This window comes from Ekhidna lutea, from assembly GCF_900188325.1.
Lineage (GTDB): Bacteria > Bacteroidota > Bacteroidia > Cytophagales > Cyclobacteriaceae > Ekhidna > Ekhidna lutea.
Map to the genome: position 1 here is coordinate 448,112 of NZ_FZPD01000003.1, position 25,510 is coordinate 473,621.

At 42.7% G+C, this 25,510-nt stretch carries 25 protein-coding genes and 1 pseudogene; 10 read left to right on the forward strand and 16 right to left on the reverse strand.

Going from position 1 to position 25,510, the window contains the following annotated elements; translation table 11 throughout:
• Positions 1 to 105 precede the first annotated feature (105 nt).
• Positions 106 to 2,595 (forward strand): ATP-dependent helicase HrpB, encoded by a 2,490-nt coding sequence (hrpB, locus tag CHB71_RS09705; protein WP_089356711.1) that lies wholly within the window; start codon positions 106 to 108, stop codon positions 2,593 to 2,595.
• Between the two features lie 583 nt (positions 2,596 to 3,178).
• On the opposite strand, the gene CHB71_RS09710 is transcribed toward hrpB, so the two are convergent.
• From CHB71_RS09710 to CHB71_RS09730, 4 genes are all read right to left on the reverse strand, one after another.
• Complete coding sequence (locus tag CHB71_RS09710) at positions 3,179 to 3,595, reverse strand: DUF1761 domain-containing protein (protein WP_089356712.1); 417 nt, start codon at positions 3,593 to 3,595, stop codon at positions 3,179 to 3,181.
• 542 nt (positions 3,596 to 4,137) lie between these two features.
• Positions 4,138 to 5,247, reverse strand: coding sequence for a Fic family protein (locus CHB71_RS09715; RefSeq protein WP_089356713.1), 1,110 nt, complete (start codon positions 5,245 to 5,247; stop codon positions 4,138 to 4,140).
• A 604-nt stretch (positions 5,248 to 5,851) separates the two neighbouring features.
• Positions 5,852 to 6,316, reverse strand: a complete 465-nt coding sequence (locus CHB71_RS09720; protein WP_089356714.1) for a hypothetical protein — start codon at positions 6,314 to 6,316, stop codon at positions 5,852 to 5,854.
• 324 nt (positions 6,317 to 6,640) lie between these two features.
• The gene (locus tag CHB71_RS09730) at positions 6,641 to 8,530 is read right to left on the reverse strand and encodes an ATP-binding protein (protein WP_089356716.1); all 1,890 of its coding nucleotides are present in this window, start codon (positions 8,528 to 8,530) and stop codon (positions 6,641 to 6,643) included.
• Positions 8,531 to 8,651: 121 nt separating this feature from the next.
• Between CHB71_RS09730 and CHB71_RS09735 the strand changes: the two genes are divergently transcribed.
• Positions 8,652 to 9,182, forward strand: coding sequence for a hypothetical protein (locus CHB71_RS09735; protein ID WP_089356717.1), 531 nt, complete (start codon positions 8,652 to 8,654; stop codon positions 9,180 to 9,182).
• A gap of 91 nt (positions 9,183 to 9,273) precedes the next feature.
• Here CHB71_RS09735 and CHB71_RS09740 read toward each other — a convergent pair whose 3' ends face one another.
• From CHB71_RS09740 to CHB71_RS09760, 5 genes are all read right to left on the reverse strand, one after another.
• Complete coding sequence (locus tag CHB71_RS09740) at positions 9,274 to 10,251, reverse strand: IS110 family RNA-guided transposase (protein ID WP_179213369.1); 978 nt, start codon at positions 10,249 to 10,251, stop codon at positions 9,274 to 9,276.
• Between the two features lie 680 nt (positions 10,252 to 10,931).
• Positions 10,932 to 12,023 carry a histidinol-phosphate transaminase gene (gene hisC, locus CHB71_RS09745; protein ID WP_089356719.1) on the reverse strand — a complete coding sequence of 364 codons (1,092 nt, stop codon included), beginning with the start codon at positions 12,021 to 12,023 and terminating at the stop codon, positions 10,932 to 10,934.
• 61 nt (positions 12,024 to 12,084) lie between these two features.
• Positions 12,085 to 12,495: a hydroxyphenylacetyl-CoA thioesterase PaaI gene (paaI, locus tag CHB71_RS09750; protein ID WP_089356720.1), complete on the reverse strand. Its 411-nt coding sequence runs from the start codon at positions 12,493 to 12,495 to the stop codon at positions 12,085 to 12,087.
• Positions 12,496 to 12,566: 71 nt separating this feature from the next.
• Positions 12,567 to 13,724, reverse strand: a complete 1,158-nt coding sequence (locus tag CHB71_RS09755; RefSeq protein ID WP_089356721.1) for a 3-hydroxyacyl-CoA dehydrogenase NAD-binding domain-containing protein — start codon at positions 13,722 to 13,724, stop codon at positions 12,567 to 12,569.
• Positions 13,724 to 14,503: an enoyl-CoA hydratase-related protein gene (locus tag CHB71_RS09760; protein ID WP_089356722.1), complete on the reverse strand. Its 780-nt coding sequence runs from the start codon at positions 14,501 to 14,503 to the stop codon at positions 13,724 to 13,726. The genes CHB71_RS09755 and CHB71_RS09760 overlap by 1 nt, the downstream gene beginning before the upstream one ends.
• A 93-nt stretch (positions 14,504 to 14,596) precedes the next feature.
• Between CHB71_RS09760 and CHB71_RS09765 the strand changes: the two genes are divergently transcribed.
• Positions 14,597 to 15,112: an SgcJ/EcaC family oxidoreductase gene (locus CHB71_RS09765; protein ID WP_089356723.1), complete on the forward strand. Its 516-nt coding sequence runs from the start codon at positions 14,597 to 14,599 to the stop codon at positions 15,110 to 15,112.
• A gap of 285 nt (positions 15,113 to 15,397) precedes the next feature.
• On the opposite strand, the gene paaD is transcribed toward CHB71_RS09765, so the two are convergent.
• The 7 genes and pseudogenes from paaD to CHB71_RS09800 form a co-directional block, all read right to left on the reverse strand.
• On the reverse strand, positions 15,398 to 15,886 hold the full coding sequence (gene paaD / locus CHB71_RS09770; RefSeq protein WP_089356724.1) for a 1,2-phenylacetyl-CoA epoxidase subunit PaaD: 489 nt from the start codon (positions 15,884 to 15,886) through the stop codon (positions 15,398 to 15,400).
• Between the two features lie 39 nt (positions 15,887 to 15,925).
• The gene (gene paaC, locus CHB71_RS09775; protein ID WP_089356725.1) at positions 15,926 to 16,681 is read right to left on the reverse strand and encodes a 1,2-phenylacetyl-CoA epoxidase subunit PaaC; all 756 of its coding nucleotides are present in this window, start codon (positions 16,679 to 16,681) and stop codon (positions 15,926 to 15,928) included.
• Between the two features lie 85 nt (positions 16,682 to 16,766).
• Positions 16,767 to 17,048, reverse strand: coding sequence for a 1,2-phenylacetyl-CoA epoxidase subunit PaaB (gene paaB, locus CHB71_RS09780; protein ID WP_089356726.1), 282 nt, complete (start codon positions 17,046 to 17,048; stop codon positions 16,767 to 16,769).
• Between the two features lie 17 nt (positions 17,049 to 17,065).
• A pseudogene (locus CHB71_RS19005) lies at positions 17,066 to 17,464 on the reverse strand (four helix bundle protein).
• A 27-nt stretch (positions 17,465 to 17,491) separates the two neighbouring features.
• Complete coding sequence (gene paaA / locus CHB71_RS09790; RefSeq protein WP_089356727.1) at positions 17,492 to 18,433, reverse strand: 1,2-phenylacetyl-CoA epoxidase subunit PaaA; 942 nt, start codon at positions 18,431 to 18,433, stop codon at positions 17,492 to 17,494.
• 60 nt (positions 18,434 to 18,493) lie between these two features.
• Complete coding sequence (paaE, locus tag CHB71_RS09795) at positions 18,494 to 19,558, reverse strand: 1,2-phenylacetyl-CoA epoxidase subunit PaaE (RefSeq protein WP_089356728.1); 1,065 nt, start codon at positions 19,556 to 19,558, stop codon at positions 18,494 to 18,496.
• A gap of 49 nt (positions 19,559 to 19,607) precedes the next feature.
• Entirely contained in the window at positions 19,608 to 20,078 is a 471-nt protein-coding gene (locus CHB71_RS09800; protein WP_089356729.1) for a hypothetical protein, read from the reverse strand.
• Between the two features lie 49 nt (positions 20,079 to 20,127).
• Here CHB71_RS09800 and CHB71_RS09805 point away from each other — a divergent pair, with 49 nt between their 5' ends.
• The 7 genes from CHB71_RS09805 to CHB71_RS09835 all read left to right on the forward strand — a co-directional run bounded on the left by CHB71_RS09805 (position 20,128) and on the right by CHB71_RS09835 (position 25,485).
• On the forward strand, positions 20,128 to 20,754 hold the full coding sequence (locus CHB71_RS09805) for an LON peptidase substrate-binding domain-containing protein (RefSeq protein WP_089356730.1): 627 nt from the start codon (positions 20,128 to 20,130) through the stop codon (positions 20,752 to 20,754).
• Positions 20,755 to 20,816: 62 nt separating this feature from the next.
• Positions 20,817 to 21,275: an NADH-quinone oxidoreductase subunit A gene (locus CHB71_RS09810; RefSeq protein ID WP_089356731.1), complete on the forward strand. Its 459-nt coding sequence runs from the start codon at positions 20,817 to 20,819 to the stop codon at positions 21,273 to 21,275.
• Entirely contained in the window at positions 21,272 to 21,811 is a 540-nt protein-coding gene (locus CHB71_RS09815) for an NADH-quinone oxidoreductase subunit B (RefSeq protein WP_089356732.1), read from the forward strand. Before CHB71_RS09810 ends, CHB71_RS09815 begins: the two co-directional genes overlap by 4 nt.
• Positions 21,801 to 22,283, forward strand: coding sequence for an NADH-quinone oxidoreductase subunit C (locus CHB71_RS09820; RefSeq protein WP_089356733.1), 483 nt, complete (start codon positions 21,801 to 21,803; stop codon positions 22,281 to 22,283). The genes CHB71_RS09815 and CHB71_RS09820 overlap by 11 nt, the downstream gene beginning before the upstream one ends.
• 3 nt (positions 22,284 to 22,286) lie before the next feature.
• Entirely contained in the window at positions 22,287 to 23,480 is a 1,194-nt protein-coding gene (locus CHB71_RS09825) for an NADH-quinone oxidoreductase subunit D (protein ID WP_089356734.1), read from the forward strand.
• 5 nt (positions 23,481 to 23,485) lie between these two features.
• Positions 23,486 to 24,982 carry an NAD(P)H-hydrate dehydratase gene (locus tag CHB71_RS09830; RefSeq protein ID WP_089356735.1) on the forward strand — a complete coding sequence of 499 codons (1,497 nt, stop codon included), beginning with the start codon at positions 23,486 to 23,488 and terminating at the stop codon, positions 24,980 to 24,982.
• A gap of 173 nt (positions 24,983 to 25,155) precedes the next feature.
• A complete protein-coding gene (locus tag CHB71_RS09835) occupies positions 25,156 to 25,485 on the forward strand; it encodes a T9SS type A sorting domain-containing protein (RefSeq protein WP_089356736.1) in 330 nt (109 codons plus the stop codon).
• Positions 25,486 to 25,510: the final 25 nt, after the last annotated feature.

The window sequence follows — 25,510 nt, forward strand, 5'->3', positions numbered from 1 at the left end:
TTCGGGGGTGTGCTGGAAGGCGCTGTTGCAGGGGGATGTAATTATGTTAATTATTCTTCATTGTCGAAATGACAGAATGAGATACCACACTAACTTCGCACCTCCATGCCATTCGACCCCAAAACCATAGACCTGCCAATCGTTGAAATCCTCGAAGAAGTCAAGGATAAACTGGCTAATGACTCCACGCTAATCGTTCACGCACCACCGGGCGCAGGGAAGAGTACTTTGCTGCCTTTGGCTATATACAATGACGCCTGGCTCAAAGGACAAAAGATTATTATGCTTGAGCCGAGAAGGTTGGCGGCAAGATCAGTAGCCATGCGAATGGCAGAGCTGCTGGGTGAGAAAGTAGGAGAGACGGTCGGCTACCGTATTCGCTTTGAAACGAAGGTGAGTGATAAGACACAAATAGAGGTAGTCACCGAAGGCATCCTTACACGTATGCTCCATGGCGATAACTCCCTGGAAGGGGTAGGGCTGGTCATCTTTGATGAATTCCATGAGCGAAGCATCCATGCGGATGTGGCATTGGCACTGTGCAGAGAATCTCAACAGGTGTTGAGACAAGACCTGAAGATATTGGTGATGTCAGCAACACTGAACACTCCACAACTGTCAAGTCTTTTAGGTGCGAAAGTGGTGGAAAGTCAGGGACGGCAATATCCTGTGGAGGTTTTCCATGAAGGCGATCAGGATCAGTTTATGATCCCGGAAATGACAGCCAACACCATTGTCAAAGCATCTAAAAAACATGAGGGAGATATTTTAGTCTTTCTACCAGGTCAGGGAGAAATCAAGAAATGTGAAGGTATCATTCGTTCAAAATTAAGAGGTTGGTCAATCCACCCATTGTATGGACAGCTTGCCTACAACAAACAAAAGGCTGCTATTCTTCCGGATAGAGAAGGACGAAGGAAAGTAGTGTTGGCTACCAATATTGCGGAGACAAGTTTAACCATTGAAGGGATCAAAGTGGTAGTGGATACAGGCTTTGGACGTACCATGAAATGGGATCCGAAATCGGGATTATCGCGACTGGAGACCGTTCAGATTTCTAAAGACTCTGCAGATCAGCGAGCCGGACGAGCTGGTCGATTAAGTGCCGGAGTGTGCTACCGCATGTGGTCCAAAGTAACAGATGGGCGACTACAAGAGCATCGCACACCTGAAATTCTGGAAGTAGACCTGGCCTCCCTGGCATTGGACCTGGCGAGCTGGGGCATCACCGATCCCAACAGCCTCACCTGGCTGACGCCACCACCAAGAGGAGCCTGGCTTTCTGCGATAAACACCTTGCATGAGCTGGAAGCACTGGAGAATGGTCGGATTACCGAACATGGGAAAAATATGCATCGATTGCCATGCCATCCTCGCATTGCTCACATGATGCTGATGGCGGAAGAGGATGATTTGGTTCCATTGGCTGCTGATATTGCAGCACTGCTGGAGGAGCGCGATCCGCTTGGAAAAGAAGCGGGGATTGATGTCAATATTCGCATTGAAGCCCTGCGAACGCATCGAAGAGAGCAACGAAAAGGAGGCCGGCTGGATCGTATTGAAAAGGTTGCGTCATCGTATCGGCAATTGTTTGATGTAGAAGAGGACAATGATCACTTTGATCCGTATGAAACAGGTCTGTTGCTGACCTATGCGTTTCCTGAACGTATTGCCCACAACCGCCCGGGGAACAATGCGCAGTTTAAGCTTGCCAATGGACGCATCGCCATGGCCGGACATAAAGATGATCTGGCACATGAATCGTGGCTGGCAGTGGCCAATCTGGATGCCCGTGATGGAATGGGAAAAATATTTCTGGCTTCTCCGCTCAATCCGAAAGACCTGGCACCCCGGGTGAAAGAAGTGGAAGTGATTGAGTGGGACACGGAAGATGGTGGACTGAATGCCAGTAAAGACTTGCGAATTGGGAGCATTGTACTGAAATCCGTGCCACTACCCGATCCTGATCCATCGCATCTCGTGGAGGCCATTTCCGAAGCAATCAAAAAGGAAGGCCGCACCTTGCTGGATTGGAGTGAACAAGTAGAGCAGCTTCAGAATAGAGTTAGGTGCCTTGGCAAATGGAGACCTGCTGACGTTTGGCCAGATTTTAGTACGGACAATCTGATACTCACCAATAACGAATGGCTAACCCCTTATTTGGAGGGTGTGCGCAAACCGAGCGAGCTGAAAAAGATCAACTTATACGAAGTGTTGTATCACTCGCTGGACTATGACAACCAGCAGCAATTAGAAAAACTGGCTCCAGCTAAAATGGAAGTACCCAGCGGCTCTGAGATCAAGATCATGTACCGTGACAATGGAGAGGCACCAGTTTTGGCAGCTCGCATTCAGGAGTTGTTTGGAATGGCCGAAACACCGACTGTGAATGATGGTAAGCAGCCACTATTGATTCATCTGCTTTCTCCCGGATTCAAACCTGTGCAGGTGACCTCCGACCTGAAAAACTTCTGGAACGAAACCTACTACGAGGTGCGCAAAGATTTGAAAGGCCGCTACCCCAAACACCACTGGCCCGACGATCCATGGACCGCTGAGGCAGTGAGGGGAGTGAAGCGGAAGGGCAGCAAATAATCCGAGGAAATTCCCGGTCTTGTGCCGGAATCTTCCATGGGTTCTCCTCCGAAGATCCCGGAATAAATCCGGGATACCACACAAAAATGCTTACGTGCAAAACCAGATCGCTATTCCCTTGGGAGGGCAACCGCAGGTGCCCGATTCATGGGAATCTCAATGCTACTTGATAATGAGATCCCCAAGCCTCACTCCTTCGTCGTTCGCAAGGGGATGACGGAAGATAAGGCGTAGAAGATCCCAGAATAACGCACGGAAATAAAATACTGCTATTAGAATTACGGTTTGTTCTGAACAAAGTAATTCCCCGCTTAGCAAAGAGGGATGTGAAAGACAAAGATGCTGAATGTTCCACTCGGCAAGTTCAGTATGACGCTCTGAATATAAACGACGCTTTTAGATAGAACGTCACCCTGAATTTATTTCAGGGTCTAATAATCGGATCGTCTTCAAAAGGGTGTGATGGTAGGGGATGTTCTGCTTTACACAAATAAAAACACATGCGGATGCTTGCATTAGCAGAGGCACAAAAAAAGCCTGAATGAAAGACATTCAGGCTTAAAGGTATTGTTAGCTAGCTCTACTATTTTCTACCCAGCATTGCTCCTATCACACCACCGGTGATACCCATCATGATCATAGAAACGAAAGGGTCTACAAGTGCACCGGTAAGGTTCATCATGTTGGAAGTGCCAAACATGGTAAGGTTCATACCCAGTCCCAGGATAAGACCTAGAATTGCGCCGGCTTTTAACCCACCACTAAACGTTGTGATGTTCGCCCATTTGCCGAAAATATAGACTAGGAAATAGGCCTGGAGAAGATTTCCCACAATCAGCGCCCACCAGACCATATCCTCTTCTGCGCGCATCACATTAGTCGCAGAGCCGGCATTGTCTGCATAGAAATCCATCAATAAAAACCCGTAAAAGAGCCACCCCAATAGGAAAAAGACGACAAACCCAACCAGGGTTGCCAATACTCGATTTTTAGCTGTCATAATTATTTAGGTTAGTGTTACTCTATAAAGCTACCGAATTTTGTGCATAATTCGGCCGACCTTACTTTGAGGAGATGCTTGTCCTTCTCTTCTTAAGATCCCGGAATAAATCCGGGATAGGGAAACCAAAACATTTACGTCACCTCGAGGGAGGTACGAGCGAAGAAGTCTTATCATTTGATGCTCAGGAATAAAATCGTTTCTACTTCTGTCGTCGGATCACGATGATGGAAGCATTTTATTCCCGACTGTATTCAGTCCGTGACCTTTGCAACGCATCACGAGGTTCTTGCAAAGCAGTCAGGGTTCTTTGCAAAGCAGTCAGCGATGTTCGCAAGACTGACCCGTCCTAAAATAATTTGATAGAGATAATTCCCTCTTTGAAGACGGTCCGATGATTCCCGGCCTTGTGCCGGGATCTTCCATGGGTTCTCCTCCGAAAATCCCGGAACAAGCCTGCCTACCGGTCAGGCAGGTCCGGGATGACACAAGGAAATAAAATCCTTCAAAAATCCTAAGGAGTCTGAGCCTGCCAGATCAATTTACCTTGGACCAGCACTCGGATGATCAACACTCAAATAATACCGGGTGCCTTTTCGCTCACCGGTTCGTTTGAACGCTCCCATCTCTACCATTTTCTGTAAGTCCCGTGTGGCGGTGGAAGCAGTGGTGCCTGTGATTTTTATGTAGTTGTCAGCGCTGAGCCCGCCCTTAAATCCATTTATGCCTTCATCAAAAATTCGCCCCACCACTTTCTTCTGGCGTTCATTAAGTTTCGCTTGAAATCGACTGTAGTATTTCCCTTTTTCGATCAGAAAGTCGATCATGCTTTGGGTGTGATCCTGAGCTTTGAGCACCATCTCACAGAAATACACCAGCCATTTGGTGATTTCCAGCCCCACACTATTCTCCTGCAAAGCCTGATAATAGGCCTTTTTCTCACGCTCAATCGTTGTGGAAATGGCGATAAGCGTCGGACGTTTCAAATGTTGGGACAAAGCCTTTTCAGAGATAGCCCGACCAATCCGTCCGTTCCCGTCCTCAAACGGGTGGATGCTTTCGAAATAGAGGTGAGCGATCCCAGCCCGGGTGAGCGGCTCGATAGACCCACTGTCGTTAAACCACTGCACAAACAACTCCATTTCTTTTGGCACTCGTGCAGAAGGCGGTGCTTCAAAATGCACTTTTGGTTTGTCATACACACCAGATACGATTTGCATGGGATCTTCATGGGTACGATATCGGCCCATGTCGGTTAGGTCACGACGACCGTAGGTGATCATTTCGTTCCAGCTGCATAGCTGTTCATGTGTCAGTGGATGCTCATAGGTTTTGTACAGGTCGATCATCATCTCGGCAATACCCTGCTCTGCCGGAGGAATTCTCTTTTGATCCGTTTTTAATCCAAAATGCTTTCGAATTGAGGATTGAAGGGAGTCTCGATTTAATAATTCACCCTCTATTTCAGACGTTTTGTAAGCTTCATCGCTGATCAGGTTGACTTTTAATGCGTCATGATCGTCATCACTCACATGCTTCAGACTTCCGGAAATCACCCCTGATTTCTGTAGAAATTCTTTTTCATATTCGGCCAGTTTAGCCTTATCGTAAGTAAAGTTTGGCCAGTTTTCTTCTTCCCAGTTCCAGCGCATGAGCTATATCCTGATCATTTATAGCTCAATATAAGTTAAATAATGAGCTATAAAAAATTATTTATGGCTCATTTTTGTTCAAACCAGACCGCTATTCCTTTGGGAGGGCAACCGCAGGAGCCCGAGTCATGGGAATCTAAATACTACCTGAGATAATAGATCCTCAAGTCTCACTCCTTCGTCGTTCGCAAGGGGATGACGGAAGATAGGAGCGGAAGATCCCGGCATAAAGCCGGGATGAAGCACGGAAATAAAATACTGCTATTAGAATTACGGTTTGTTCTGAACAAAGCAATTCCCCCTTTGAAGGGGGATGTAATTTCTCTCAGACCTAATTAAAACCAGACCGTATTCCCTTGGGAGGGCAACCGCAGGAGCCCGAGTCATGGGAATCTCAATACTACCTGAGATAATAGATCCCCAAGTCTCACTCCTTCGTCGTTCGCAAGGGGATGACGGAAGAGAGATAATTTATCGGAACTTTCATCATTGCTGAGATGCTAAGCGGACGCTTGCACCAGAAAGAAGCCGTAAACAAAATATTTAGCTCACCCTGAATTTGTTCCGTCGTGGAACAGTCAGGGTCTTCAAAATAGCTTCTCGCTTATGCTAACACCCTGCCTTGCCTTTTAACTTCAGCATCTTTCATGGCGCCATACATCATTCCTAAAGTCATTCCAAGACCAGCACCAATCGATAAACCAATGCTAATTCCAATAGCACCAAAGGCTGTTCCGAATGTCAGGCCAATACCAGGGCCAAAAACCAACCCGTAGGCTAACCCAATACTGGTGTAATACCCTTCAGTAATTAATGAAAATTCATTTCTTAAGTAGGTGGAAAATTCGTTGAGCTTACCTTTCAGGTATTTCTTTCGATTATCCGTGTTGGCCGTTAAATCTAACCCGTCCAGGTGGCTTTCTATCGCATGGACTTGTTCGTCAGTTAATCCTCTCTTTTCTAAGCTGGAAAGTATTTGGGTAAACCCCTGATAGACTTTCAATTCAGATTTTTTATTTGTGTCTTCAATGAGGTTGCTGAAGAATGCTTGCGCTTCGCTTAATTTCATTTTAAAAAATTTTCCAATGTTAAAAGTAACTGTAATGGAATTGGTTTAATGGTCAATTTTAGCAGGCGGGCCGGGAGGTTGGTGCATGGGTCGGTTATCGGTTGTGAATGGTTGAAAGAGTGAATGCACGAGGTAATTCCCTCTTTGAAGGCGGTCCGACGTTTCGGGGGGGGATGGAAATGCGGAGAGGAGAGGGATGTTTTAAAGTAAGCATAAAAGCACAAGCGGACGCTTGCGCCAGAGAGGGGGATGTTTTCTCCTCAATGAGATATGACAGCACAAGATTGAATAGGCACAAGCGGACGCTTGCGCTGGAGGAGGAACTCAATCTAGAATTCGTTGTAGTTTCTTTCCAAGTTTAGAATTATTGAGATTTTTAATCTCATAATTAAATGTATAGTTCTCTTCCCTAAGAAGTTTACAAAGCTCTTTTCCTGGCAACCAGTGAAGTAAATCTTTATTTACAAATTCTTCAACAAGCAATTCAGCCTTTTTCTCGAGCTCAGAAAAATCATTGTATTTCTCTTTTAAAGTACTAGTAGAATCTATTGCTTTTTTTAAATCTTCCTTGATTGTGTTGTGACTATTGAATTTGTTGTATGTGACTAATTTGAAAAATGTCTTTAAATATTCATTTGACAATCTTTGTTTCTTCTGAATAATAACCTTCCGAAACTTTTCTTTAGTAAAATTCTTTTCCCAGAAGGGGATTGTTTCATCGAACAGATATAAGTTTTCTATCTCCCAAAAGTTGAAATAATAGATATTGTTATTATTTTCTTTAGAAATATACATTTCTTCAATAGGTGGAATACAGTTTATCAATTCGTCTATGTTAATGTTTGAATTGAAATAGTCACACAAAGTTTGTCGCAACCAAATATCTCCATCTTGAATTCCTTTAGAACTTATTGATTTTGCATCAACTAAATCACCTAATAAATTGGAGAATGATTCGCTTTGAGCAACATTACCGCTATTCCCAATAGGGATGATATTAGGTAAGTTTTCCGGATTAAAGAACATTTCATAAAAATCCCTATGCTTCTGAGCAGGTGACCCAAGGTTTTCAATAAAGAGGTTTCTCTTCTTTGACAGCATGAGTGGTGTAAACCAAACACCATTTCTTTTTAGTGCTTTCACAAAGTCAACATCGCCGGTTGAATTTGAAATTCTCCTTTTATTATCAAGCAAAACAAGGCTTGGAGGTATCTGACTTGTTGCAAGTTGTTCAATAAGTGCAGTTGAGTGTGTAGCAATAATGATTTTAGATCGTGAAAGATTATTTGAAATGAGTTGAATTTCCTTGACAAGGACTTTGATCATATCATCATGCATGTGAAGTTCAGGTTCATCAAAAATGATAAAATCATTTGATGAGTCATTAGCTTTTATCAAGTTGAAAATTAGGTTCAGAAGAACATTTTCTCCATCACTCAGATGATCGGCGCTAATTGCATTTTCTCCATCTATTAAAAAAAGTCTTATTTGATCATTTGCATTTAAGTCATATTGAATCTTAATAGTCTTTTTGGTCGCTCCAAGAAACTTGTGAAGTTTATCGTTGATTTCTTGCTCTAGTTTGTTGATTTCATTTTTAAAATCATCACTTTCAAAAAATTGCCTCATTTTGCTAATAGCAAACTGATTTACGAAATCCACCTCCTTGTCAAAAAGTGAAGAAACTTCGTTTTTTTCGTTATTTCTGTAAAGTACACTATTAAACAAGCGTCCAGTTAATTCAAATTTTCTTGAATGGTTGTCATTGTGTATCCAGAGCCAATTTGATTTAAATGTCGGTTTTGATATGTCAATATAATTATTAAAATCTGAGTTAGAATTTTTGATATTGTTAAGAAAATGGGCTGGAATAATTTCTTGTTTTTTAGATAGAGATAGGTTTATGGTTTCTTGCTTATCTCTAAATGTGTATTTGATTATTGGTATTTCACCAAACTCATTTATCAAATTTGTATTGTTCGATTTCAAGGATCGTTTTGCATTTTCATTAAAAAAAGATGACTCAATTCCCTTTGATATATCACCATCTTCAGATGTAATGAAATGTATTAGTCTAAGTAGGTTAGTTTTCCCACTACCATTCCGCCCAACCAGTAAGTTTATTCCAGGACTTATTTTTAATGGTTGTCCATTTAGTAATCTAATGCCAGCATAACCATTTATTTTTTTTAGAATTAGATCGCCATAGCTCATAGCTTAACAGAGTTACGAGTAAAATTAATTTTTTAAATGAGATTATGTAAAGCCCAATTTAATGTTTGAGCACTTTTGTTTTTTATATTAGTTAACTGTATTGACTTATTATCCTAATAAAATGAAATTTTCAGAGAAAAAGAGTAACGTTTTAATCGAATTATATAAAGTTAGAAAGGATGGTAGATATCATGATCCAATTACACTTCTCAAAAACATTGGGATAAAGATTGATCATATTGAAGCAAAAGAGATAAAGGATTCTTTAAAGGATATGAACTATGCTTCTCCAATTAAATATGGCTTTAGTTCTGCCATGAAGATTACTGGATATGGAATAGAGTATGTGGAGGAAAGCCTTATAGATGCAAAGGACATTGATCAAAGTTTTACAAATACGGAAGTTAAAGATATCAATAATCGACTCGACGATATTTTAAATCAAATAACAGAGTTAAAACTTGGTCAACAGCTCACATATGATGATTTTGATAAGGAATTTAAAGAGTTAAAGGACTTATTAAAAAAGTTAAATAAGAAGAATTGGTGGGAAACTTTGCATGGTAAGTTACTGCTTATGGGACTAGGTAAATTGGATGAGGATGCTTTTCAAATTATTTCTAAATCATTCGATATTAAATTCTTAAAATAGAAAATTATCGTTTTGCTACAATGTTTTTAAAACCACCCAACTAGCGCATTCTATGATAATATCAAGGAATTTTAATTGTATTTTATTGTGATCAGTAGTTTGCATGTTGAACGAATGGCGTACCTCGTTCTACAGTAGCAAATACTCTTGATATCAACTTGTTTCTTACAGCATTGATTACAGCCATTTTGTTTTTTCCTTCACTGACTTTCCTATCAAAATAAGCTTTTAGTTCTCTGTCATGTCTGACTGCATTTATGGCTCCCATACTCAGAAGTGATTTGGCTTTTTTGTTGGCTAAATGACTTATTCGGGTCCGTCCCTTTATGCTAGATCCGGAGGAGTATTCGAAAGGTGCGACACCTGAATAGCAAGCATATTGCCTTGCGTTTTTGAAACAGGTGAATGACCTAGTCGTCATGATTAGATAGATTGCTATTTGAGGCCCTATTCCTGGAACAGACTGACATAACTCAAATGCTTCATTCAATCCACTATCTGATTGGATCAGTTCGATCATCTTACTGTCTAACTTTCTGATCTGATCCTTTAAGACTGAAATCGCTTTATCTGCTGACTTGTTTATTTCGACCATCAATCGAGTGTCAATAAATTCATTGCATTCTTTAGCGGGCATGGCAATGCTGTTCTTAGCCTTTACCAACCGTTCACGCTGACCATACATGAGTTTCAGTTTCAGAAGGAGCTTTTCCGGGATGGTAGTTATAGTCAAGTACTCTTGGAAGAGAAGCCCGTATCTGGCTATGGCTTTAGCATCAGCTTTGTCATTCTTCCCTCGCTGTATACCAAGAGATTTCTTTATCTGGGCAGCTGGAATGAGTGTGTATACTATTTTCCTGGATGCCAAGAATTCACAAATAGGGAATGCGTAAACTCCAGTGTGCTCAATACATACCAGCGTGTGTTCGTTGACCAATTGACTTAATTTTTCAAAGTCGGATTTCTCATTCCTGATCCTTAGGGACTCTGAACCAGAAGATGTGCTTATACATAAATCCAGCGTTCTCTTGGAAACGTCAATACCAATTACAGTTTCATACTTTTTCATAACTTTAAATGATTTCATTAATGCCTTTAATAGGCCTCAAAGCCTAATATTCTATTTAATGCAAATCAAAAAGACAGTAGAGGACTTATGCGCCAGATAAGTCGTCAGCTTAGCGCGCGTGATAGTTCACCTCTACTGTTTTTTGTTTACCTAGAAAGTATAACTATTTCTATTGAAGCTAATCTAAAGGCAAGCGTCCGCTTGTGCTTTACTATTAAGTTTGTCTTATGAAAAAAATCATTTTTTATACTTTCTTTTTTATTATCCCAAGTCTGCTTGCTATATATCTAATCTACCGGTTGGCTGTGACAGACGGATTGATAAAAAGTGACTATATAATCATGCTTATCATTTTCGCACTTGCTCTTCTTCGTCGGGTAGTCCAACCCCGTATGTTAGACTCTTGATTTCAAGTTTCAACTCAAGGCGAATCACTTTGCGATTTAGACGGGATGGGAGCCGACACGCAGTAAGGCGTACAGCGCGGATATCGGTGGAGGTGGAATGGAGAGTGGTCTCTTCGAAACATCCCCCTGCCAACACATTTTCCTCCCCCTACCCCCTCCAGAGGGGGAGATGCACCCGGATATTGTGGATGTGTTTGGTTTCGGTGGAATTCCCCCTTTCTTAAAGGCGGTCCGACGTTTCGGGGGGAGCGAGAGATAGTGTGGAGGAGGGGATTATAAAACCTCTCCCAACGCCTCGATGCAATGCTCGTTTTCTTCGGGGCGGCCGACGGAGATGCGGATGCAGTGAGCGATGGGGTCGTAGAGTGGACGTACGAGTACGCCACGCTTCATCAGTGCATCAAAGACGTGCATTACCTGGTCTCTGTCTTTCCAAACCGTCATGACGAAGTTGCCATAGGAGGGCACATATTTTACGCCCAGCCGGTCAAATTCCTTGTAGAAGTACTTCAGTCCGCTGGTGTTGTTGTCGATGGTTTCTTTCAGGAAGTCATCGTCGTTGAGTGCGCCCATGCCTGCCGCCTGTGCCAGCGCCGTAGGCTCAAAGGTGAGCTTGGCTTTTCCCATCGCCTCGATGATCTTTTCATGGCCCACACCAAAACCGAGTCGGATGCCGGCAATGCCATAGGCTTTGCTAAAGGTTCGAAGCGTCAGAATATTGGGGTAATCCATCTCGAGCGAGTTTGGAAACTCCGGATCGAGTGCGGTGGAGTATTCGAAGTAGGCTTCATCCACGATCACCAGGATGTGGTCGGGGACGTGCTGCATGAAGTTGTCGAGCTCTGCTTTGCTGATACCCGTGCCCGTAGGGTTGTTGCAGTTGGCCAGGTAGATGACCTTGGTGTTTCGGTTGATGCGGCTTTTGATGGCCTCCAGGTCAAATCCATAGCCTTGCGTCATGGGCATGGCGACACAGCGCACATTGTTGATGCGTGCCCAGTTGTAGATGATGACAAATCCTCCTTCGGAGGTCAGGAATTCATCTTCTCCTGAGCACAGTGCACGGATGGCAAGCATCAGCACCGACTCGGATCCATTTCCCAGTACGATCTGGTTTTCGGGTTTGCCCAGTCTTTTGGAAAGTGCTTTTTTCAAGTCTACACTGGCCGGGTCGGGATAGTAGTTGATGGTGTCGTACGCATCGATGACTGCCTGCTTGGATTTTGGTGAATAACCGAGCGTGTTTTCATTGTTCCACAGGATAGCAACTCTGTCCCAGCCGTACTCTTCCCTGAGCTGTGGGATGGTCTTTCCAGGCTGGTAGCTTTTGATGGCGGCAATGTGATCAGGTATTTGGATGTTCATTTTTCTTTTAGTCGTTGGTAAGTTGGTAATTGGAGCTTGGTATCCTCATTGCACTTATTAACTAAACCTCCCATTCTTCTTGCTTCCTAAAGACAACTCCTTTAAACAAGCCGACCAATTCATCCCCTCGGGTAACACGTACAATATACTGCCCCAGGCTTTTAGAGATGCTTTCTTTTTCAGCGGTGGCGACTAGCTCATCTCCAGCAAAAATGGGTTTGATGTGATTGATCGATGTTTCAATGGAAACGGCTTTTTGTCCGTGGGAGTTCGAGGCGAACGCAAAAGCTGAATCGGCTAGCGAAAAGGAGATGCCTCCATGCGCCACCCGGTGACCGTTGAGCATTTCTTCCCGCACGGTCATCTTGATCCGCGCATAGCCTTCCTGTACCTCAAGCACCTCTACTCCCAGCCACTGACTGAAGGAGTCGTTGGCCATCATTTCGGCGACTATTTTTTCTGCGGTTGTCATTGTTTGTCTATACTTCGACAGGCTCAGTATGACAAACGTTTTGTAGTTGTCACCCTGAGTTTATCGAAGGGTCAATAAAACGTTTTTCCTTCCTTTTTCATTCTTCTCAATAACGGACTGCATCGATACCGGTCTTCACGATACTCGTCGTACAGCGCATCCATTTTCTCTACACACCAGTCAATGCCTTTTTCATCGGCCCACTTCAGTAATCCTTTTGGGTAGTTCACGCCTTTGGTCATGGCGGTATCAATGTCTTCCCTGCTGGCGATGTTCAGGAACAGCGCGTCTGCAGCTTCATTGATGAGCATAGCAAGCGTGCGGTCAAGTATCTGCTGGCCTAGTTTCTCGTCTTTCTTCGGTTCCGGTTTCACGGCTCCTTCGGCATAATCATAATAGCCTCTGCCGGATTTTCGTCCAAGAAAGCCAGCTTCTGACATGCGCTTTTGCGTGAAGGATGGCTTGTATCGTGGATCGTAGAAAAACGATGCAAAAACCGTTTCCGTCACCGTGTAGTTGATGTCGTTTCCAATGAAATCCATCAACTCGAATGGCCCCATGCGAAAGCCACCCAGTTCTTTCATCGCCCAATCAATTGTAGCAAAGTCGGCTATTCCTTCTTCGTACATGCGTAGCGATTCGCCATAGAATGGTCGTGCCACCCGGTTTACAATAAAACCCGGTGTGTCTTTGGCCAATACGGTTAATTTTTTCCAGCTATCTACCCAGTCTTTGGCTTGTTGGGTGGTTTCTTCTGCTGTTTGTACGGCAGGAATGATCTCCACCAATGGCATCAACGGAGCAGGGTTGAAGAAATGAATGCCCACAAATCGGGAAGGATCTTTCAATGATGCTCCAATGGATGCCAATGAAAGCGAAGAGGTGTTGGAAGCAATGATGGTGTCTTCGCGTACAATTTCCTCGACTGCTTTAAACACCTTTTGCTTGATCTCCAGATTCTCTACGATCGCCTCGATGACCAAATCCGAGTTTTCGAAATATTGCTGGTCTTCGGTGAAGTCGATTCGTCCAAGAATCTTATCAGCTGTGGCCTGATCGATTTTTTCTTTTTCCACCAGTCGGTTCATCACCTTCACCAGGCTGGCGGATGATTTTTCCAGGATGTCATTGTTGGTATCGTTGATCACCACATCCCATCCGGCCGTGGCGGCTACCTGCGCTATTCCGGTTCCCATGGTTCCGGCTCCTATCACACTTAATTTTGGCATTACTCTCCTTTAAAATTCGGTTTTCGTTTCTCGATGAAGGCCTGCACGCCTTCTTTGTAGTCGTGGGTTTCGGTGGCTTTGAACTGCCACTCTTTTTCCATTTCAAGCTGCTGGTTTAGATCATTAGTAAATGATTGGTTCAGCAAATGCTTCGTGTATGCCAGCCCTTTAGTTGGCATATTAGCCAGCTTCTGCGCAATCTTCTTAGCTTCCTCTGCAAACAAATCGTCGCTAAAAACTTTGTAAATCATGCCCATCTGCTCTGCTTCGATTGCAGACACTTTATCGCCTAACATCATCAAAGCGGATGCTTTTCCGAATCCAATGATTCTTGGAAGCATGAATGTCCCGCCACTATCCGGTACCAATCCTATTTTGCTGAATGCCTGGATGAAGGCAGATGATTCGGTGGCTACACACACATCACAAGCCAAAGCGATGTTGGCTCCTGCTCCAGCTGCCACTCCATTCACTGCAGCGATGATTGGCTTTTCAATGCTTCTGATCTGCCGGATAATCGGATTGTAGTGTTCGTCCACGATCTGCTCAATCTCCAGTCCATTGTCGGCAATGGCTTCCTGCAGGTCCTGCCCGGCACAAAAGGCTTTGCCATTTCCGGTGAGCATGATAGCTCGCACGGAATTGTCTTTAGCGAACTCATCCAGTGCTTTTTGTACAGCGAGTGCCAGCTCTTTATTGAAGCTATTGAAGACATCCGGCCGGTTGAAGGTCAGGATGCCAAGGTTATCTTTTTTGGTTATTTGAAGGGTGTCTGACATGTGGTTAATGTTTGGAATGCGAAGTTAAGAATTCTTGTCTTCCTTGGCAGTGAGAATGCTTCGTTATCTTTAAAGTAGACTAATTACACTGCTATGAAAAAAGTACTCACATTCACACTTATTTTGATCGCGCTTTCAACGTATTCTCAAGATGGGAATAGGGAGCAAATTTCGAATGCTATCAACACCATGGTAGAAGGCTGGAAAGCGGGGAACGGAGAATTATTTGCAAGCCCATTTACAGATGATGCTACCTTCAAAACATGGTTTGGACTGGAGATTAATGGTAAGGAAGCTATCGCTGAAGGTCATAATTTCATCTTTAAGTATTTCTATGCGAATACTGTTTGGAATCTGAAAGTTGATAAGATTCGGTTTTTGACTGACGATTTTGCACTTGCTTATTGTTCGGGAGCGATTTTTAAGATGGGAGCGACAGAAAAAACAGAGCCTGATTGTGTTCCACTAGCGGTATTTCAGAGGATTGATGAACAATGGAAAATAGTTTCATTTCAGAATACTCTATATGCCGTAGGTGAGGGTGGCAAGAGCCCAGGTGATGCAGGTGTGGCTAAACAGGCTATTTGGGAGAAGGTTGGGAGTAGATAATATTAATTATTTGAGTTTTTCTTTTCCTATCCTTCAATATAGGGAAGGCTCTTCTTTTTTTTGCCTAAAGTCCACTCCGTCCGTGGTGGGCTACACTTTTTTCATTTATAAAAAAATGCACATTAAATCTAGACAAAATCAATCCAGCTTACGCGCTAGCCCAACACGTGATTTTGACGGAGCTCGCCTGTAGCGAGCATGGATTAGCACGCATTTCATAGCAAAAAAGATTTAGGATCATTTCTCCCAATTGGGACTTCTAGCTTGCTTCTTGTTTCTTGATGCTTAATGACACTTAAAATAATCAAACGGCTCCAGGCAGTCGTTGCACTTGAAGAGAGACTTGCAAGCGGTAGAGCCAAATTCACTTAAAAGCTGGGTGTTTTTTGAACCACATTGCGGGCATTCGATATCTTCCGGATTAGTGGGATTCGGAGGAGCAATACCGTATGCTTTGAGTTTTTGCTTGCCTTCTTCCGTCATCCATTCGGTGGTCCAGGCAGGGGAAAGGACAGTTGTGATTTTGAAATGATCAATGCCTTCTTTTTTCAAGGCATTGTGGATGTCTTTTTCAATTTCCAGCATGGCCGGACAGCCGGAATAGGTAGGGGTGATGATCACTTCCACAAAATCATCGGTGATGAGTACATCGCGCACAATGCCCAGATCAGTAACTGAGATAACCGGTATTTCCGGATCGGTTACGTTTTCAAGGATTTGGTAAATCGTTGATTGGTTAATTAGTTGATTCGTATTTGTCCTTTCTTCGCTCATCTGCCTAATTAACTATTTAACTAGTCGACTAGTTTCCAATCACCACTCCTGACCCGGATAGGCTCTTTGCAGAAACTGTAAATCTGAAAGTATGTAGCCGAGGTGCTCGGTATGACGACCGTCTTTTCCACCTTCATGTGTGTAGGTGCTTTCCGGAACTTCTAAAGTTGCTTCCGTTAGAATCTCACGGATTTTCGCATCACGCTTTTCTTTCAAAGCAGCCAAATTAACACCATAACCTTCTTCAAAAGCCTTGGTCTCCGTTTCATTCGGTTTCGTTAGTTCTCCGGAATACGACCAAAGCTCATCTATCGCAGCTTTCATCCGATCGTGACTTTCTTCAGTTCCATCTCCCAAACGGATGACCCAGTCACCACTCCACTTTACATGATAAAGTGCTTCTTTATGTGATTTTCCTGCAATGGCAGCTAATCGCTCATCCTTACTATTGATTAACATTTCATAGAAATGCACGCTGTAGGTATCGAATAAAAATTGCCTGAATATCGTTTGGGCGAAATCGCCGTTGGGTTGCTCCACCAATTGGACATTTCGATAATCCCATGCATCCCGGAATGCCACGATTTCATCCTCACTTTTACCTTCGTCTTGTATCTCAGCAGCATACTGATACCACATCCTGCATTGCCCAATCAAATCAAGGCTGATGTTTGACATGGCGATATCCTGCTCTAGGATGGGCCCATGGCCACACCATTCTGCGAGGCGCTGGCCCAGGATCAGACTAGAGTCTGCGTGTTGTAGTACGTAGTTATATAAGTTTTGATCTTTCATTTATAAGTCAACAGTTGATTAGTCGACAGTCTACAGACTTCAGGCCAAACTGAGGACTGTTGTCTGAAAGGCTGTTGACTTCATGTCACATATGCTTTACTTCGTCAGGCAAGTCATAAAATGTTGGATGCCTATACACCTTATCTTTTGCCGGCTCATACAATGGATCGGAATCGTCCGGATCTGAAGCGGTGATAAATTCTGATTTCACTACCCAGATACTTACACCTTCATTTCTTCGTGTGTATACATCTCTGGCATTCTGAATTGCCATCTCCTCATCTGCAGCGTGAAGGCTACCCACATGCTTGTGGTTTAGTCCTGCTTTACTTCTGATAAATATTTCCCAAAGGGGCCAGTTTTTCATAGTTTTTGGTTAATTCGTTAAATAGTTGATTGGTTAATTGGTTTCCTGTCTTCCTCTTTTCTATTCTTTAAATAAGTAATATAACCATTCAACATCCTAATCAATTCTTCATATTGGGCATTGTAAATGCTGAAAGTTTCTTCATTCAAATACCCTTCATCTAATGCAACAGTCAAGTGATCAAAAGTTTCAATTAAACTACCCCTTGCGGTTCTGCAAAATTGAATATTCTCCTGAAAATGAAATCATCCATGACCTTCAGCAATATTTGCTGAGATTGACCGGGACGATCTTATGATTTGATCAACGAGTTTATATTTTTCTTCTGTTGGAAATGATTTACTCAGCTTTGAAATTTCATTTCTGAAAACTCTAGCCTTTTTCCAAACTTCTAAATCTGTTATTCCAAGACTCACTAATTAACTACTCTACTAATTAACTAACTAAGCAGCTTGCTGCTTTTTCGCTTTCTTCTCTGCATGAGCTGCTGCAGCCTCTCTCACCCAGGCACCATTGTCGTAAGCATTTCTTCGGGCATCCACTCTTTGCTTATTGCATGGACCATTCCCTTTAATCACATTGAAAAACTCTTCCCAATTGATCTCACCAAAATCGTAGTGTCCACGCTCTTCATTCCACTTCAAATCTTTATCCGGAATGGTAATGCCCAACAAATCTGCCTGTGGTTTAGATACATCCACAAATTTTTGGCGAAGTTCATCATTGGTAAATCGTTTGATTCCCCATCGCATGGATTGCTCTGTGTGAGTAGAATCCTTGTCTTGCGGGCCAAACATCATGAGTGAAGGCCACCACCATCTATTCAGTGCATCCTGGGCCATTTTCTTTTGCTCCTCTGAACCACGACAAAGCGTAAGCATGATCTCAAATCCCTGGCGCTGGTGGAAAGATTCTTCTTTACATACTCTTACCATTGCTCTTGCATAAGGGCCATAAGAAGCACGACATAATGGAACCTGATTCATGATTGCAGCACCATCAACTAACCAGCCGATGGCACCCATATCCGCCCAGGTAAGTGTAGGATAGTTGAAAATGGATGAATATTTTGCTTTGCCGGAATGTAAATCCTGAAGGAGCTGATCTCTTTCTATCCCGAGCGTTTCGCATGCACTATAGAGATATAGTCCATGACCTGCTTCGTCCTGCACCTTTGCTAATGCGGCTGCTTTTCTTCTCAATGAAGGCGCTCTGGTGATCCAGTTGGCTTCCGGTAGCATCCCCACGATTTCAGAATGAGCATGCTGAGAGATTTGACGGATTAATGTCTTGCGATAATTCTCCGGCATCCAATCTTTTGGTTCGATCCGAATGTCCTTGTCAATCTTCTCGTTGAACCGATCTTCTAAACTCTTTATATCCATCTTCTAATCCTTTGTTTCAAAGTTACTTAACACCTTTCAAATGCGCATTGTTCGGTGGCGTCAAACATCAAAATTCAACTTCACCTTGTCCGTCTTTGGATATGACTGGCAACTTAACACTAACCCTCTTTCTAGCTCGTCTGGTTCCAATGCGTAGTTCACATCCATTTCTACCTCACCTTCCTCGAGTTTACAAACACATGTCGAACATACCCCGCCTTTGCATGCATAAGGTAGATCAGCACCATTATCAAAAGCCACATCCAGAATTGATTTGTCTGAATCATAAGGGAAGGTCATGCTGTTTCCATCAAGAACTACTGTGATTTCAGCGTGTGCTTTTTCATGTGTGATTTCTTTGTCCCTTCCACCCAATTTTCCGACAGGAGAAGTAAATAGTTCCAAATGAATTCTCTCCTCAGGAACGCCAAGGTTCTTTAATTCGCTTTGTACGGCGAGCATCATTTCTTCCGGGCCACAAGTAAAGTAATGATCCACAGATTCAGGATCGAAGAATCGACCGGCGTACCCCTGAATTTTTTCTTCATTAATTCGCCCATTAAACAGATCGGATTCTTGTCGTTCCTTACTCAGTACATGATACAGGCTGAATCTTCCCATGTAGCGATTTTTCAATGCTTCGAGCCTTTCCTGAAAAATGATTGTGCTGGTTCGCCTGTTCCCATAAAAGAGCGTGAATTCACTTTCTGGCTCAGTTCGTAACGTTGTTTCTATGATTGAGATGATCGGTGTAATCCCACTGCCACTAGCGAATGCAACATAAGAATTAGCATTCTCCGGATCAAGTGGAACATAGAAATGGCCGTGTGGAGGGTTTACTTCAACTTCATCGCCGACTTTGAGTTCTTCATTGGCATACGTTGAAAAGGCTCCACCATCTAATTTTTTAATCGCTACGGTTAATTGTTCATCGATCGGGCAAGAGCAGATAGAGTATGAACGACGAATATCTTCCCCGTTTATGTCTTTCTTGAGTGTTAGGTGCTGCCCTTGAATAAATGTGAACGCCTCCCTCAAATCATCAGGAACGTCAAATGTCACTTCGACAGATTCCTCTGTTGGTCTTAATATTTCTGTTACTCTAAGTGAATGAAATTTTGCCATGTCTATTTTTTGGGTGAGGCAAAGCTAACCATCGAAAGGAATTTTGAGGTCACTTAAGGGCAAGCTTCTCTCTGATTTTTGTCACCTTCTCTTCGGCACGCTCTTCCAGAGGATGACTAAATAAAAAATATTTATCTCCATTATCCAATTTTAGATAGGCACGATATTCGTGATTGGCGACTACATTGGATTGATTTGAAAGTGAATACATGGTTTGCTTTGTTTTCACTTTATTGAGGAAGATTTTTTCAATCGAATGATATTTTACCGGTTTCCCTAACTTTTTCCCCATTGTCCACACGCCATCAAAAATGGTTTTATGCTCTTCGTCTACTATGATAACATTTGTGGCAAACCATAATGCCGGCAGAAATGACGAGATGGCGATGGCAATAAGAATAGACCAGGGTTCCGGCAGCATGTCCATTAATTTAATGGTGATGACAACCATGATTATGACACTTACAAATCTGATTGGAAGATTGACAGCTTTACCTTTGTTTATTCGAATGATCCTCATGAATGATCGAATCTACTAAACTATTTTCGCACTATTGAGTTTTTTCATTATGAGTGAACTTGCACTTTTTCCATTGAATATTGTCCCTTTCCCGGGAGAACCTCTTAACCTGCATATTTTCGAGCCCCGATATAAGCAGTTGGTGGCTGATTGTCTGCGAGACGGGTCCACTTTTGGAATACCATCCTATGTGTTGAATAAAATTGAATTGGGCACAGAAGTGAAAATCATGGATGTGACCAAAAAGTATAAGGATGGAAGGATGGATATCAAAACGATAGGATTGGAGACCATCAAGGTGCTGGATTTTCAGAACCCATGGAAAGACAAAGAATATGCTGGTGGTGAGGTAGAATATGTTATTTCCAAAGATGTCCGGGACATTTCGCTTTTAGTCCAGTTTAAGGAAAAAGTAGCCGAACTATTTACCTGGCTTGGAGAGACTGATTTACCCGATGTTTCGGACGTTCAATCAGTTTTTGATATTGGACATAAAATCGGGCTAAAGCCGGGGGAGGAGTACCAACTACTGGAAATGACCAGTGAAAATGAGCGGCTGAAATTTGGAATCTCTCACCTCGAGCAATTAATCCCTGCACTGGAACGTGCCCAGCATGCACAGGATCGAATTAAGCAAAATGGTCATTACAAGCACCTGGACCCACTGAAATTTTGACTTAAAATCAACTAGGTACTAGTTTTTTAGCTATCTCACCGATTCCGTATTAATTTCCCATCATGATCCAAATCAGCGGTTTTGGTACGGTTCTGCTTTTTATCGTAGGAGGGATTGGGTTTCTGATGATAACCCTTTTGGTAGGTAAACTTTTACGTCCGAATAATCCCACTACTGAAAAGCAAACCACTTATGAGTCAGGAGAGGAGCCGTCTGGGACTGCCTGGGGCCAGTTCAATGTGCGTTTCTACATAGTCGCATTAATTTTCCTTCTATTCGAGGCGGAACTCATCTTTCTTTTTCCATGGGCCACTGTTTTTGGAGACGAACAATTGATTGCAGAGTCCGATGGGCTTTGGGCCCAATTCTCAATGATCGAGACCTTCATTTTCATTGGAATTCTTTTGGTGGGATTGGCGTATGTATGGTCAAAGGGAATGCTGGAGTGGGTCCGACCAAAACCCAAAGCATCTGATTTCAAATCCAGGATTCCTGAAAGTGCTTATAAAGATTTTAAATGAAGCAGGAAGAAAATATATCATTAGGTGGCCTGAAAACCGGTGAAGGTGGAATCATTATCTCAAAATTGGATGATCTGTTAAACTGGTCCAGACTGAGTAGCCTTTGGCCGGTTGGGTTTGGCTTGGCTTGCTGTGCCATTGAGTTTATGTCCACTGCTTCTTCTGCTTACGATCTGGATCGGTTTGGAGTGATTCCCAGAAATTCTCCAAGGCAGGCAGATGTGATGATTGTATCCGGTACGGTCACCTTCAAAATGGCTGATAGGGTGAAGCGCTTATATGAGCAAATGGCTGATCCAAAATATGTCATCTCGATGGGATCATGTGCTAATTGCGGAGGCCCTTATTGGGAGCATGGCTACCATGTACTGAAAGGTGTGGATCGGGTAATTCCTGTTGATGTGTATGTTCCGGGGTGCCCACCAAGGCCGGAAGCGCTTATTGGAGGGTTCTTAAAACTTCAGGAAAAAATCAGAACGGAATCCATAATGAGACCAAAAGCACTGGAGAAATTAATGAAGAAAGATGCAGTTTGAAGAAATTAAATCCCTGATCGAAAAAGAGCTTTCCGGTTCCGTTCTAGGAGAGGATTTAATATCAACTCCGAAAGCTTTGCTGATTGACTCAAGTCAGATTAAAAGCGTTTGTGAATTTCTTCATACTCATGAAAAAACCTACTTCGATTCGCTTTCCTGTTTGACAGGCCTGGACAATGGAGAAGAGGCAAATACGATGGAGGTGATTTATCATATGTACAGCATTCCATTCGATCTTCATTTAACACTTCGAGTGGCACTTGACAGATCAAAACCAACAGTTGATTCAGTTACTGACATTTGGAAAACAGCAGACTGGCATGAGCGCGAAGCGTATGATCTATTGGGCATTCAATTTAAAGGTCACCCGGATTTAAGGAGAATTTTATTGCCCGATGATTGGGAGGGATATCCGCTGAGAAAAGATTATGTAGAGCAGGAGAAGTACCATGAAGTAAAAGTGAAATATTGAATCATGGTTGAATCATTTCTTACCAAATCTGAGCCATTAAAGTACAAGGAGGAGAATCTCAAAACAGAAGAGATGATCATCAACCTTGGTCCGCAGCATCCGTCAACTCACGGAGTACTAAGGTTAGAGGTGGTGACAGATGGTGAGATTGTAGTGGATGTGATTCCGCATCTGGGATACCTGCACCGCTGCTTTGAGAAACATGCAGAGTCTTTGCCATATAATCAGACAATTCCATACACAGATAGGATGGACTATGTAGCCGCCATGAATAATGAATGGGCGTTTGTGATGGGAGCTGAGCGAATGCTTGGAATCGATAAAGAGATACCAAAACGGGTAGAATATATCCGGGTGTTGGTTTCTGAGCTCAACAGAATTGCAGCTCACTTCATCGCCATTGGCACCTACGGGATGGATATCGGCGCATTTACACCATTCCTATGGATGATGCGTGATCGGGAGCATATTCTCCGGATGCTGGAATGGGCCAGTGGAGCTCGAATGCTTTACAATTACATCTGGGTCGGTGGACTATTTTATGATCTTCCGGTTGGTTTTGAAGAGCGAGCAAAAGAATTTGTAGACTACCTAAAGCCAAAACTCAAAGATTCCGAAACACTCCTAATCAACAACAAAATATTTATTGAGCGTACAGTCAATGTAGGAGTGTTGCCACGAGATTTAGCCATCAACTATGGGGTGACTGGTCCAATGTTGAGAGGCTCTGGTTTGCGATTTGACCTAAGAAAAGTAGATGGTTACAGTGTATATCCTGAATTGGATTTTGAAGTCCCGGTTGGGACTGGAAAAATGGGAACAGTTGGAGATTGCTGGGATCGAAACTGGGTGAGGTATGAGGAGTGCTGGCAATCGATAAAGATTATTGAACAATGTGTGGAAAAACTCTCGGGTGAACACAAGCGCACCAAAGAATTTGATCCCCGAGCGATGGTACCTAAAAAAATCAGACCGAAAGCACAGGATTTTTATGTTCGGGCAGAAAACCCCAAAGGCGAATTGGGTTATTTCTTCCGAGCAGATGGTCGATCTGACCAACCGCTTAGATGTAAAGCACGGGCACCCAGCTTTAGTAATTTGTCAGTAATTGCTGAAATCAGCAAAGGATGTATGCTGGGAGATTTATTTGCAATTCTGGGATCAATGGATTTAAATATGGGTGAAGTAGATCGCTAATCACTATGAAAGTCCTTACTTCTGAACAAATACGGGCAGCCGATCAGTACACGATCAAGCATGAGCCGATTTCATCACTTGATCTGATGGAGCGTGCAAGCGAGAAGTTTGTACTGAAATTCATGCAGATCAATCGGGAGAATAGGCCTGTTCGGATTTTTTGCGGAGTTGGTAATAATGGTGGAGATGGTCTCGCAATTGGGAGACTTTTAAAGGATAAAGGATGGGATGTGTATTTATACATCGTAGGAAATACACGGAAAGGGTCTGAAGATTTTAAAGCTAATCTCGAGCGCTCAGGGCTTTATGCTGTTCTAAATAAAGAAATCGATCTTCCGAAAATAAACGATTCTGATATTGTCATTGATGGTTTATTTGGCTCAGGACTTTCTCGTCCGCTAGATGGTTTTTATCGTGAGGTTGTGGAATTTTTAAATGGTCATCAATGCACCAAGGTCTCGATAGATATAGCTTCCGGACTCTACGCGAATCAAGCAATGCCAGGTGATGCTGTTGCATTTAAACCGGATTTCACACTTTCTTTTCAGGTACCAAAACTTGCGTTTTTTCTTCCTGACTGCCACCCATACGTTGGTGAGTGGTGTTTGCTGGATATTGGACTAAACCAGTCATTCATTCAAAAGCAGGAATCGAACATATTCCAATCTGAGCTGAAGGATATTTCTCCACTTTTTCCCGTTAGAGAAAAATTTATTCATAAGAATAAAGCTGGACGCCTGATGATTGCCGCAGGTAGCAAAGGAAAAATGGGGGCAGCAATATTATGTGCAAGAGCTGCATTTAAGTCGGGAGTTGGACTTGTAAACATTTGCTCCCCAAAATGTGGAGTTGATATTTTACAGGTGACAATTCCTGAAGCTATGGTAGTAGATGGAAAAGGAGCCAATGAAATTCATAGTTTTCCTAAAACAGAAGATACAATTTTGATTGGCCCGGGGCTGGGAACAAAACCAAAGACCATTGATGCATTCGAAAAGCTTTTGAAGACAACAGATAAGCCAATGGTTATAGATGCAGATGGATTGAACATATTGTCGAAGAAAAAATCATTGTTAAAACTGGTTCCCAAAGAGTCTATTTTGACACCACACCCCGGAGAGTTTAAACGCTTAGTTGGTGAATGGAAAAATGACTTTGACAGACTTTATAAACTCCAGAACTTTTGTGTAAAGCATGAGTTCAATGTTGTTTTAAAAGGGGCCTACTCTGCTGTTTGCAACTCGACAGGTGATGTTCACTTTAATCCTACTGGCAACTCCGGTTTGGCTACTGCGGGAAGTGGCGATGTTTTGGCAGGAATTATTGGGGCTTTGCTGTCTCAAAGTTTGAAACCATTTGATGCATTAAGGTTAGGGGTCTACTTGCATGGTGCAGCCGGAGATGAAGCGGGTAGGTCATTAGAATCACCTTGGATTCAAGCCTCCGATATTGTCAACTTTTTACCAAAAGGGATAAGCTCACTTCTGAATAGAGCGATTTAGACCAATCTGTAAAAAAAATCGATCAAAGATAAAATCCACTCCTAATAGGTTAAAATCAATTCCTTCTGTAAAAAATCCTACGAGAAATAGGCTGGTTAACGTTAATTAACGATTATTATTTTTAAGCCATAAGGAACAATATGAAAAAAAATGCGTAATTTGTATACTATACAATGCGCAATAAACTGATCATATTAACGTTCGCTCTCGCCCTTAGCGGGACGACCCTGGCACAGGGAGGATCAGATTTGCAAGAAATTAAGGTTAGCATTTACCCAAACCCAGCGGTAGAATCAATCGTTGTTGAGTTTGATCGAAACCTTGATAACCCCGAGTTTGAGCTTAATTCTATGATAGGTAATAAGCTTACCATAAGACCTGAAGAGGTTGGTATTGGTAAATACAAAATCCCAGTGAAGGAGCTGGCTACTGGGTATTATTTTCTGATTGTTAAAGATGAAGAAAAACGATTTCGAAAAGCTTTCAAATTCTTAAAGCACTAATTTTTTAAAGACATTAAAAAAACCT